General features: G+C 45.2%; 10 protein-coding genes. All 10 read right to left on the minus strand.

Annotated features, from left to right (window positions below):
• Positions 1 to 1542 carry a type I-E CRISPR-associated protein Cse1/CasA gene (gene casA / locus WDV75_RS19175; protein ID WP_273558493.1) on the minus strand — a complete coding sequence of 514 codons (1542 nt, stop codon included), beginning with the start codon at positions 1540 to 1542 and terminating at the stop codon, positions 1 to 3.
• Between the two features lie 13 nt (positions 1543 to 1555).
• A complete protein-coding gene (locus WDV75_RS19180) occupies positions 1556 to 1690 on the minus strand; it encodes a hypothetical protein (RefSeq protein WP_273558495.1) in 135 nt (44 codons plus the stop codon).
• Between the two features lie 263 nt (positions 1691 to 1953).
• Positions 1954 to 4638 (minus strand): CRISPR-associated helicase/endonuclease Cas3, encoded by a 2685-nt coding sequence (gene cas3, locus WDV75_RS19185; RefSeq protein ID WP_273558497.1) that lies wholly within the window; start codon positions 4636 to 4638, stop codon positions 1954 to 1956.
• Between the two features lie 305 nt (positions 4639 to 4943).
• Positions 4944 to 5588: a bifunctional 4-hydroxy-2-oxoglutarate aldolase/2-dehydro-3-deoxy-phosphogluconate aldolase gene (locus WDV75_RS19190; protein ID WP_273558499.1), complete on the minus strand. Its 645-nt coding sequence runs from the start codon at positions 5586 to 5588 to the stop codon at positions 4944 to 4946.
• Positions 5554 to 6564, minus strand: a complete 1011-nt coding sequence (locus tag WDV75_RS19195; protein WP_273558501.1) for a sugar kinase — start codon at positions 6562 to 6564, stop codon at positions 5554 to 5556. Before WDV75_RS19195 ends, WDV75_RS19190 begins: the two co-directional genes overlap by 35 nt.
• Positions 6565 to 6567: 3 nt before the next feature.
• Positions 6568 to 8001, minus strand: a complete 1434-nt coding sequence (gene uxaC, locus WDV75_RS19200) for a glucuronate isomerase (protein WP_273558503.1) — start codon at positions 7999 to 8001, stop codon at positions 6568 to 6570.
• Positions 8002 to 8018: 17 nt separating this feature from the next.
• Complete coding sequence (locus tag WDV75_RS19205; RefSeq protein WP_273558505.1) at positions 8019 to 9482, minus strand: fructuronate reductase; 1464 nt, start codon at positions 9480 to 9482, stop codon at positions 8019 to 8021.
• 66 nt (positions 9483 to 9548) lie between these two features.
• Positions 9549 to 10733, minus strand: coding sequence for a mannonate dehydratase (uxuA, locus tag WDV75_RS19210; protein ID WP_273558507.1), 1185 nt, complete (start codon positions 10731 to 10733; stop codon positions 9549 to 9551).
• A gap of 8 nt (positions 10734 to 10741) precedes the next feature.
• Positions 10742 to 12046, minus strand: coding sequence for a TRAP transporter large permease (locus tag WDV75_RS19215; RefSeq protein WP_273558509.1), 1305 nt, complete (start codon positions 12044 to 12046; stop codon positions 10742 to 10744).
• 24 nt (positions 12047 to 12070) lie between these two features.
• Positions 12071 to 12577, minus strand: coding sequence for a TRAP transporter small permease (locus WDV75_RS19220; protein ID WP_273558511.1), 507 nt, complete (start codon positions 12575 to 12577; stop codon positions 12071 to 12073).
• Between the last annotated feature and the right edge of the window lie 179 nt (positions 12578 to 12756).

Genomic DNA, 12756 nt, shown 5'->3' on the forward strand with positions numbered 1-12756 from the left:
TTATTTTCCCTGAGGTTGACGAAAAGTGGCAAATTGTTTGCTTAAGCTGCGGCGTGCAACAGCAAGCGCCTTAACCCTCTTAGGATGATGACTATAAGGAGTGGTAATCTGTGCAAAAATATTCAAACACAAAATCTCTAATTTCTGTCTCAATTGCTCTTGGTAATTAACGGCATTGGCAAAATCAATAGATGCCAGCAAGTTAAGGATTAGCAAATCACTCTGCCGGTAATATTCTCTCTCCCCCTTTTCATGCACGGCTATTCCAGATCCTTTGATATCATGCTCTTTGATACCTTCAGCAAAGATGTAAAGCGCTTTACGCAAAGCTGTCTTGTGCTCAAGACCTATTTTGACAATTTCATTGATTACTTTAGGATGGTTTTGCCAGCCTTGATTAACAACCATCACATCATGCCGGCGCTCCAAAATGGACGCCTGATTATTACGATAACCACCGACAATCAGTTGCAATCGCGCATTGGGAAATAAGACTCTGCTTTGATCCACCACAGTGGCAGGAAGATGTCCTCCCGCATTTTTTTTCCTTTTTTCATCTTCCTTCTCCTCCAGCTGAACCTTGACCAGCAAACGGCTAAGATGGGTCCACGATGGAGCAAAGGTTGTAAAAGCCAGGAATTTCTCTTCCGCTGCCCCTTGTTTTACCTGTAATACACGGGGAGAGTGAGGATGTGGCCACACGCCCTCTACCGTGAAAACAAACTTTTCTTTCAGGAAGCCGGTATAGCGTTGTGCAACGTGTTGTCCGCAACCGCTGCATTGACCAGCCCCTATTGGCGGACATAATTCAATATGGTTAGGTTGCCAGAACAGCCCTCTGAGTAAACCAATACGTGCAGCAGGAATGGTTTCCCCTGCCTGAATCGGCTCCTGCCATACTGGCAATGGGTTAGTTTGCACATCCTCGCTAAACCATTTTTGCAGAGAAGGTTTAATCAATACATTCAACCAGACAGTTGTACGTAGATCCGCCCTGCGGTTATCTACTGCCTGTATCAACGTGGTAATAGGAGCACCTCCACGTAAACCACTTTTAAACCCGCCACCAAAACTGGGGGCATTATTTGCCTTGTTAAACAGGGCAACAGCGGTGCACCCACCGCATAATGCATTCCCTTGTCCCGGTTCATTAATGAAGGTACAGTTGGTGGCGCCTGTCAATCCGGCCAACAGCGTATCCATACCGGTTACATCCTTGGCTGACACACCTTTAAACTGCATAAATGGCTTTTCAGGATGATCAAGCTGAAAAGTATCACCCCAAGCAGAAATTCCCTGTACGAAATCATCTGGTGTTAGCGGCTGCGTTATACGCAGGCGCAAAGTCTGCTCATCTTGCGGTGTCCAAATTACCTGAGTAAGGCAAATCAGTAACTGGAGCGCAGCCAGCTCCATATCGTCTCTGGGTAAACATAACATCCATTGTTCGTCCGAACACAATAATGTTTGCAGAGAAATTGTAGTGGGTGTTCCCCCTGCCATCGGGCGGACAGGGATCCAATTATGAACCAGTAAATCCATCAACTTTCCTCCCTTAACCAAAAATTTTCGCTATTTCCAACAACAACGCCAACGCTGCCACCGAAAGAGATACAATCGCAATTCCCATAGGGGTGACTGAATTTATGGCATTGATTAATAACCTGATATTTTTGACAAACTCCCGCATGTCCAAATCTCATTCTGAATATTTGGCATTTAGGGTAGCGAAGAACGATATAAACGGCAATAAAAATAGAAGTCATTATGTACATTAAGTCATTATGTATTAAACATGTCAAATACCCTACTCTTGTAAGATTAAATTTATTGCCTACGACAAACCATAACGTATACTACTTCGCTGTGTATTCCCCGTGAGTACGGGGATAAACCGTCATTCTGTACATTAATAATGATGTTTATCATCAAGTTCCCAAACCCTTTTGGGATTTATTTGGGGATGACTAATATCATCCCCTGTTCATGACTGTAACGTAATCTGCCGTCCTGGCTACTCCAGGCCCAATCAGCACTATCTCTGTTTCCTTCCAACCAAACCCTGTTCCATTTATCCTGAACTAGGCCCAATTTTTTCTTCCATCCCAAAGGAATATTCACCTGATTACGCGTTAATGCTTCCTGCTGCTGATATTTCTCTAACTGCTCATAGATACTGCCATCTAACAACTGTCGACCAGCTTCGGTTGAAATAAAAGGCACCAAAGGAATACTCATAGCACCATCACGGGTGACCGCTCTTTCATTACCTTCAACGTCCTCCAACCCAACGACTTCAGCCCAATCCATTATTCGCTGTGCTTTCATACGCTGAGTAAAGTTATTTTCTTCAAAGAGTTTCATACCTTCTGTCACCCATTGCGGCTCAGGTTCAGAAATATCTTCCCGATAGATAGGTTCAATCCATTTACGGTAGGCATCAGGAAAGATAAGTGGTTTACCTTGCAGAGCTTCGATCCACTTTTGGGTACGCCACATCACGCGGGTATGACTGTAAATTTTGCCATGTAGCCCATAAGTGCCAGAAGCAGGGAAGAGCACCGTCGCTATGGGATCCTCAAAACCATAGGGACGCACTAGCCACCAATGACGATGCAATCTGCCCAGACGCTGGAATAAAAGATCCACCGGGCAGTGTTGAGTAATTAACCAATCGAAATCGACATCCAACGATTGTTCTATGACCTGAGTAGCCACCAGAATACGTCCATCACAACGATCTCCTCCTTTACCAAAGTAACTCAGTGCAGCGTTCTCTTTTTCTTGCCGGTCCACCAGACTAAAACGCGCATGAAACAACATAACGTCAACACTGCCTGCTGCCAGCTTTTTAAGTCGCCTCCAGGTCTGTTGAGCTACATCAACCAAATTACAGATCAGACAGACCTGAGCCCCCTTACGGGCAGCATCAACCATACGTTCCAGTAAAGCATTATCTGGCATAGCATCTTCAGTGTAATAAGGTTCAAGCTGGAGAGAGAATGAAGCAGGGTATTGTTCGGGTTGATTTTGCAAGTCAAAAAACCGCATTCCTTCATTACCAACCCAGCTAATCAGAGGATAAGGAACATCTTCTGCTGCCACTGTTTGTTTATTGCTATCATCATTTGGCTGGGGAGCATAACTGCTTAATAGTTGCTGTTTCTGCCATTGCGGTAACGTAGCCGACAGTAATATTGCCGAGCTTCCGGCACTCAACTGATTGTGCAAAACTGCATCCAGCAAGCCATACATGTATTGATCATAAGCATGTATCTCATCAACAATTAGCACACTACGGCCAACACCAAAGCCACGGATAAAACGATGACGGATCGGCAATACAGAAACTAGCACCTGATCGATAGTACAAACCCCTATTTGCCCTAAAAAAACCCGTTTTCGTCCCTGCGATAACCATTCGCAGCACTGGCTCCAGGCATCTTCTTCTTGAAGATTAATCCCTTGCTGTTTGATCGCTTGAAAAGTCGTATTAAAACGCGCATTACCATGAGCAAGAATCAGGTTCGGGGCAGTAAAGATTATTTTTGCTAACTTGTTCATACGTTCCAACATCTCGTTAGCCGTAGCCTGGGTCGGTAATGCAAAGATAATGCTATCGGCCAGATTATGCTCCAGCAATCGCCAGGCATAAGCGAGGGCAGCTTCCGTCTTACCGGAGCCTGTGGATGCTTCGATCAATGTTAGCCCAGGAGCAACAGGAAGATTATCAACCAGAGTCTGTACTTGCCGAGGCTGATAACCAGAATCAAGCAATGCCTGTACTGAAGCCCCCTGTTTTACCTGACCTATTAATCCACTATGTGTCACTACACGCATAGCGTCTTCTTGGTAACGTTGCTCGAAGTAAGCCCGTAACTCTGCCACATCAGAAACAGCCGCCGCACGGTAGTTAAAAGTATCTTCGGTTGACCTAGAGCCTAGCCAGTCCGCTATAGAACAAAACCCAGCCATCAAAACGGAACAGTCAGGTGGCGTATCTTGTAATGAAAGTCCAACAGGCGCTAAAAACAATTCCGCTGCAACATCTAACCAAGCGAGCCGGGCTTGTTTATCACGATCTTCATGGTGGTGTAATGAAAATAATAATGAGTAGACATCATCACGTTGGATCACACTCTTTTTTTGTTTGATAGTACCATGATGACCAAATACGGCTTCTACCCAGGGGAGCCAATCTTGGTAAGGCTGTGTTTCTGGCTCAGAAAACCCATCGTCATCTTCAGATGATTCTGGCTGATGATCCTTAATAAACCAGTAAAGCCCAGAAGCACCATGATCGTAACCTTTACAGTCATTGATTGAAGGCAGGAGGGATTGTTTATCTTCTGGGTTTAAAAACAGCCAAATTTGGGATGACTTACATTGAAAGCGGATTTCAAATTTACCCAGATCATGCAGTGCAACAAAAAAGAGCACCCACGCTCTTATTTCTCGCTCACTTCTGTCTTGATGGATACAAAACAGGCGCCTTAACCCTGGGCTATGATCCCACCAGTACGCAGCTACACTGACCACATCCAGACTGTGGAAAGGTAACAGATGATATTCAACACTTTCTGTATATTTTCGCTTCCGTGCTTTTCCCCAATATCGAAATATTATCGTAATATTCATATTTATTTATACCAATCTAACTTCAGGATGCGTGTGATTTCTCCCCGCAAAGTGGGGGAGAAATCAAGCTTCATACAGTGTTGTAAATTGCAACTTGAAGTTTAATGCGTATAAATGTTATTAAACCACCCTTTAGAGATTAAATGATTATCTTTAATATGCTAATAAATCAAAAAATAATGAAATATTATTATCTTAAAAGTTGTCCATTATCATAAAAATCTAAGAAATTGTGACATTAATCACAAAGCAGATAATGATGTGGTCCCTTTCGATGACTAACACATTAAGTCATAAAGGGTTATCTATTGTGAAATGGATATTCCCTTAGCAAGCTCCACCGCTTCCCTCACCAATCTACCAACCTCCTTCCAGTCCTTACCTCGAATCAACTGTGGGCTGACCATCCAGGAACCACCACATGCCACAATTTGTGGGACAGCAAGATAATCGAGAATATTCTTCACGCTGATCCCACCGGTTGGCATGACTTGCAACTGTGGGTACGGTGCAAGTAGTGCTTTAATCATCGCAATGCCACCAGAAGGCTCAGCCGGGAAGAATTTGACAAAATCGGTGCCTAATTCCAGCGCTTGTTCAATAGTACTGGGATTATTCACGCCAGGAATGATAGGAATACCAATTTGCTGACATGCTTGTACAGTGTTTGGATTAAGCCCTGGTGAGACGACAAACTCTGCCCCCGCGGCTTTTGCCTGACGAACATGTTCACGATGAAGCACGGTTCCTGCACCGATCAACATATCTGGCCGCTCAGCCTTCAGTAGACTGATCGCTTCGGCGGCACTCTCGGTACGAAACGTGATTTCAGCCACAGGCAGGCCGTTGTCTGCTAATGCATGACCAAGGGGAATGATATCTCTGGCCTCTTCAATAGCTATCACAGGCACAATTTTAATCTGACGCAGACGCGCCATTATCTCTTGCATTATCATTCTCTCCGATTTCGTTCGAATTAAAAAAACGGGCGGTAACTGGCTGTGTCGCTGTCTGCGGAATAATCGCACCTTTATGCTGGATCACAACCCTTGCGAGCTGATGCCCCATTAATGCTGAATCATAAATGGATTTCCCATTTAACAGCCCCGCGATAAAACCCGCATTAAATGCATCGCCTGCCGAAGTGGTATCAACGACAGGTGTAACAGGTTGAGTCTCAATATGTTGCGTGGCATCGCAGCCGCTTGAGTCACGATAAAAACAGCCCCGTTCACCCGCTTTGATAATGGCTTGTTTAACCCCCATTCTTTTCAGGCGGTTAAAGCTTTCCTCAATTGATGAATCTCCCCAGAGACGCGCTTCATCATCGTCAGTGACTAACGCGATATCAGTGATGGCATACATTTGCTGATAACACTCACGGGCTTGTTTTTCGTTTTCCCATAAAGCGGGACGATAATTACTGTCAAAGAAAATCAATTTCCCTTCAGCAGCCAACTGGTTCAAATCAATGAGCAGCAATTGACGATCATGCTCAGGCAAAATCGCCAGGCTGATCCCACTGAGATAGAGTACGTCCATATTCTGCAATTGCTGGCGCAAGAAAGGATAATCAGGATGGCGCCAGAGATAACGCGCCGCCGAGTTATTGCGCCAGTAAAGAAACGTGCGCTCACCTTTTTCATCAAGTTGGATTAGGTATAAACCGGGCTGATGGGTGTTATCACTTAACACGAGCGAAGTATTAATGCCCTCTTGCTGCCAGCGTGAGATCATGCCTTCGCTCAAAGGATCTGTACCCATCGCTGTGACAAAATGGACATCAAGTATATCGCCGCCAGCGCGAGCCAGATAAACTGCACTATTTAGCACATCACCGCCATAGCTTTGTGTCATGGCACCAAATGGAATGCCATTTAGCTCAACCATGCATTCGCCAATCAGGGCAATTTTCCGCATCTGCATTCTTTAATCCTTTATAGCCTGAAAATAACGTTCTGCATTATTAAAGCAGATGTCCTGGACTATCTGCCCCAGCATCTTCTCATCATGGGGGATTTCACCATTTTCGACCCAATTTCCCAGCATATTGCAGAGAATTCGCCGAAAATATTCATGACGGGTATAAGATAAGAAACTGCGTGAATCTGTCAGCATACCGACAAACTGACTCAATAAACCTAATTGGGAAAGTTGCTCCAATTGACGCTGCATACCGTCCTTTTGATCGTTGAACCACCAGCCCGATCCAAATTGGATCTTACCCCGAATACTTTTATCACCCTGATCCCCGCCCTGAAAATTGCCAGTCATAGTTGCGATCACTTCGTTATCTCGGGGATTTAAGCAATACAGAATGGTCTTCGGTAATTCATCTGTTTTATCCATCTCATCCAGCAAGCGAGATAATGGGTAAGCGATAGGGTTATCCCCAATGGAATCAAAGCCGCTGTCTGCCCCTAACCGCTTAAACATACGCGTGTTGGTATTGCGTAAGGCGCCAATATGCAGTTGCATGACCCATCCACGTTTTGCGTACTGTTTACCTAACCAAACCAGTAGCGCTGTCGTAAATTGTGCTATTTCTAATTCACTGAGTAATTGCCCTTGTCTGCGCTTTTGCAAAATGATGTCTAACACTTTTTCGTCAGGTATCGGCGCATAACGCAACTGTTCAATACCATGATCCGATGCCACACAACCGTGCTCTTGAAAGTGTTCAAGTCGGCGCTCTAATGCCTGCAATAAATCAGCAAAACACCCGATCGCGACATCTGCGACTTCTCCTAATCGTTCGAGATAGTCACAAAAACCCGATAACTCAATTTTGCAGACTTTGTCTGGACGCCAGCTTGGTAATACTTCGATGGTAAAATCTTTATCTTTGGCAATCTGTTGATGATATTCGAGAGAATCGATGGGATCATCCGTTGTTCCTGCCATGCGTACCTGCATTTGCTGCATAATGCCACGGGCAGAAAATTCATCTTGTGAGAGTTTCTCGTTCGCTTCATGCCAAATAGCCTCAGCAGTATCAGGCGCAAATAGTTTTCCGCTAATACCAAAAGGGCGCCGCAATTCCAGATGAGTCCAGTGATAAAGTGGATTGCCAATCGTCAGAGGAACCGTTTCCGCCCATGCGAGGTATTTTCCATAATCACTGCTTTCAGCACCGGTAATTCGTGCCTCTTCAATCCCTGCCGCACGCATCGCGCGCCATTTATAATGATCGCCCTCTAACCAAATTTGACCAAGATTGTGGAAACGGCGGTTTTGCGCTATCTCTTTGGGATTGAGATGACAGTGATAGTCATAAATAGGCATCAACGCCGCGTAATCATGATAAAGGCGGCGGGCAACGTCATTATTTAACAGGAAATCTTCACACATAAAGGTTTTCATGGGATTTTCCTCTATGGTCAAAGGGCCGCGACCGCTTGGCGGGCGCCAACATTGAGTAAGTTTTGGTAGGCTTTGGTGACGTTATCGACAAATTCACGGTTGTTGACCAGTTTCTTGCCAAAGATCGATTCAATTGCCAGTAATTCTTTCACCACCTCGACCGACTGACCATATTTGGCAAAAATCGTCACAAAGGTTTCTTTTAATGGATCACGCACATCAATGGGTTGGCCTTGTTCATCCACGCCGCTGATATAACGCATCCAACCCGCTACACCAAGCGCTAAATGGCGATAATCACTTCCCCGCAAAAGATGCCATTCAATGGAATCAATCATGCGCTGCGGCAATTTCTGGCTGCCATCCATCGCAATTTGCCAGGTCTGGTGTTTTAACGCTGGGTTAATGAATCGTTCGAGCAATTTATCCGCATAGGCCATCAGGTCGATATCTTCTGGCATTGATAGCGTTGGGGCTTGTTCATTTAACATCAGTGCATACACCGCCCGACGATAATCAGCATTTGTCATGGTATCGGAGATATGCGCATAGCCACCTAAATACCCCAGGTAGGCCAAAAATGAATGAGCGCCATTTAACATACGCAATTTCATCATTTCAAAGGGCACCACATCGTCCACAAATTGCGCACCGGCCAGATCCCAATTTGGGCGCCCATTGACAAAGTTATCTTCAATCACCCATTGACGAAAAGGTTCGCAGGCAATAGCACACGGATCGGCAACACCCAGCTGTTGGGCAATTTCAGTTAACGTTTCTGGAGTGGCGGCCGGCACGATGCGATCTACCATCGTACAGGGAAATGTCACCTGGTTTTCTATCCATTGCGCCAATTTTTCGTCCTGCAAACGCGCCAGACCTAATACAGCCTCACGGGCAACTTGTCCATTTTCCCGCACGTTATCACACGACAAAATCGTCACAGCGGGTAGGTTTCGTTCAAAACGCAATCTTAGCGCCGCCGTAATATAGCCGATAGCTGATCTTGGCACCGCGGGATTAGCAATATCTTTAATAATCAACTCATTATTTGGATCTAACCGCCCTGTCACGGCATCGGTACAATAACCTTTTTCCGTGATTGTCAAAGAGATGATGGCAACATCAGGATCAGCCATTTTTTCGATAATCGCCTGAACGCCATCAATTAATGGGTGCATACCTTCTTTCATCGAACCAATAATTTTTAATCTGATTTCTTCCTGCCCTTTTTCTGCAACGGTATAGCGCATAGATTGTTTTTTCAGATTTTCAATCAGTGAAGCATCATTTAGCATCAAATTAACTTCACAAAATCCCCAATCACTGTCTGTCTGTTCTAATACGTAATGTGTATAAAGCGCCTGATGCGCCCGATGAAATGCACCGCAGCCTAAATGCACCATACGGGAAGTCAGACGTTCGGTTGTCCAACCAGGGTATGGGACAGAAGTTATCGCATTGACAAGATTTTTTTCCATAATGGACTCACCAATAAGCGGTAGTGGGTGATATTCATCCACCACCATGTAGGGTTAGCTCAGAAATTATTTTTGGTAAAATGCGCGATGAATACCCAACTCAAGGCCACGAATTTCAGCCAGCCCTTTCAGGCGGCCGATTGCCGAATAGCCAGGGTTCGTTTTCTTTTTCAAATCATCAAGTATTTGATGACCATGATCAGGCCGCATGGGAATCAGGTGATTTTCACCCGCCGCCAACCGACGGTGTTCTTCTTCCGCAACCGCTTTGATCACTTCATACATATCCACATCACCCGCAAGATGTGCCGCTTCATGGAACGTGGATGGGTTTTCTTCACGCACGGTTGAGCGCAAGTGGAGAAAATAGATACGGGAACCAAATAATTTGATCATCTTTACCAAATCATTATCCGCCCGCACACCGTAAGATCCGGTGCACATCGTATAGCCATTGGCATTGCTGTCTACCGTTTCAGCTATCCAACGCATATCTTCTAGCGTAGAAACAATGCGTGGTAGGCCTAAGATCTCACGCGGTGGATCATCAGGATGAACCGCCATGTTGATACCGTACTCTTCCGCTACCGGAATGATCTTTTGCAGGAAATAAGCAAAGTGCTCACGTAATTTTTCCTTATCAATTCCTGTATAACGTTTCAGGTGTTGGCGAAATTGTTCCAAGCTATAGCCTTCCTCAGCGCCAGGAAGGCCAGCAATAATCGTATCTGTCAGTTGTTGTTTTTCTTCTTCTGTCATTGCAGCGAAGCGTGATTGTGCTTGCACAATTTCATCTGCGGAATAATCTTTTTCTGCACCACAACGTTGCAAGATGTGGATATCAAAAACAGCAAATTCGATTTGATCAAAGCGCAGCGCTTTTGATCCATCAGGCAATTCATACGCGAGATCTGTCCGTGTCCAATCCAGAACCGGCATAAAGTTGTAGCATACTGTTTTAATCCCGCAGACAGCGAGGTTACGCAAGGTTTGTTGATAGTTTTCGATCCACCGATCGTATTCCCCAGTATACGTTTTGATATCTTCATGAATGGGAACACTTTCTACCACTGTCCATTCAAGTTGATTAGCTTCAATCAGTGCCTTACGTTGCGCTATCTCTTCGACAGGCCAGATTTCGCCGTTGGGAATGTGGTGCAACGCCGTCACAATCCCAGTTGCTCCCGCCTGACGGATATCCGCTAATGAAACAGGATCTTCCGGCCCATACCAACGCCAGGTTTGTTTCATAACTCCCCCTATAACTTATTCAAGACTAATTCAGGTAACCACAAACTTAGTTGCGGCAGGTATGTCACCAGCGCTAATGCCGAAATCAGCGCAATGTACATCGGCAACAGCGGTTTCAGTACCTTATCGATACTCACCTCCCCCACAGAACACCCCACAAATAACGCGCTGCCTACAGGAGGAGTACAAATCCCAATCGCCAGATTAAATGTCATGATGATGCCAAAATGCACAGGATCGATACCCATGCTCGTCGCAACGGGTAAGAAAATCGGCGTGAAGATCAAAACGGCAGGTGTCATATCCATAAAGACCCCCACTATCAGCAGGATGATATTGATGACTAGCAAGATGGTCAGTGGATTATCAGAAACCGCCATCAACGCATCGGCAATTAGATAGGGTAGATCAGCATTGGCCATCGCCCAGGACATACCCATTGATACGCCAATCAGTAGCAAAACAATAGATGTGGTAATAGCTGAATCAAGAATAATTTTGGGCAGTTGTTTGAGACTCACTTCACGATAAATCACCACTGCGAGAATAAAACTGTAGAGAACAGCAATGGCTGAGGCTTCTGTCGCCGTGAAGATCCCCGCAATAATACCGCCCATAATGACCACAATGAGCATTAATGAGGGTATCGCTTGCCACGCTGTAACAAAAAATGCGCGCCACGTTGGCCGAGGTGCAACAGGATAGCGCTTCCTCTTGGCAATAATGGCAGACACAAACATGAGTGAAATACCCATAATAATGCCTGGGATATAACCCGCTAAGAACAAGGCAGCAATAGATGTTCCCCCTGAAACCAACGAATACACAATCAAGGTATTACTGGGTGGGATCAGCAAACCAGAAGGACAAGAAGCGATGTTCACAGCAGCAGATAAGTTAGGATCATATCCTTCTTTTCGCTGCATCGGTGCCATTGTTCCCCCAACCGCAGCAGCGGATGCCACTGCCGAACCTGAAATTGCCCCAAACAGCATGTTCGCCATGATATTGACGTGCATTAATGATCCCGGCAAACGGCCGCCAATCATTTTGGCCAGATTGATCAAACGGGCAGCTATCCCACCTTGGTTCATAATATTTCCGGCCAGAATAAAGAACGGGATCGCCAATAGAGAGAAGTTATCGACTCCCGCAGCCATACGTTGTGCAACAACCGTGATCGCGGATTCCAGCGGCAATGTCATCGTAATAGCAACTAACGAAGATAAGCCGATTGCAAAAGAAACGGGAACACTCAATGCCAGCAATATTGCAAATGTGCCAAAGAGTGCGGCAATGATATACCAATCCATACTCTAACCCCTTATCTCCACAAGTTAATCATTCTCAGGCACCACGGGTGGTTGACCAGAAAAATGTTGAATAATCGAGATCACATCAACGGACGCATAGAAAATCATCAATATTCCGCTAATCGGCAGACACAAATAGATGTACCCCATTTTCCAGCCTAATACGGGGGTGATTTGGCCATTTTCCAAGGTCGATGAAACCAGCAGGCCGCCACCATAAAGCAGCACAATGGCAGAAAATAAAATAATGGCTGCCTGAATAATCAGGTTGATAACGCTTTTCTTGACTCCGGTTAATTTCATCATCAGCAGATCGATAGCAAGATGCCGATGCTGTCCGGTTGTGTAGGCAGCACCAATTAAGGCGACCCACATAAACAGATAACGTGCTAATTCATCTGTTTCTGTGCTTGGTGTACCTAAGACATAACGTGAAATGACTTGCCATGACACGCATAAAACCAGAAAGGCCAGCAGGCAGATGGTAAAAAATGCCAAACTTTTATTGGTCATCGCCAGAAGGTTTTTCATTTATCCGATCCCCATCATTTTGGTTTACCAATTAAAGCCCGTCCAAAAATGAGAATCTATACTGATCGTACTAAAAACCCTGAAATAACTTCCGAAAGAGAGTGAGGCAGATCACAAACCCAAAAGGTCAACCAATATCGACGTTTTTTGCGAGTAAGATCGACCAATTGAATTTTGCC

The organism is Xenorhabdus griffiniae, from assembly GCF_037265215.1.
Lineage (GTDB): Bacteria > Pseudomonadota > Gammaproteobacteria > Enterobacterales > Enterobacteriaceae > Xenorhabdus > Xenorhabdus griffiniae.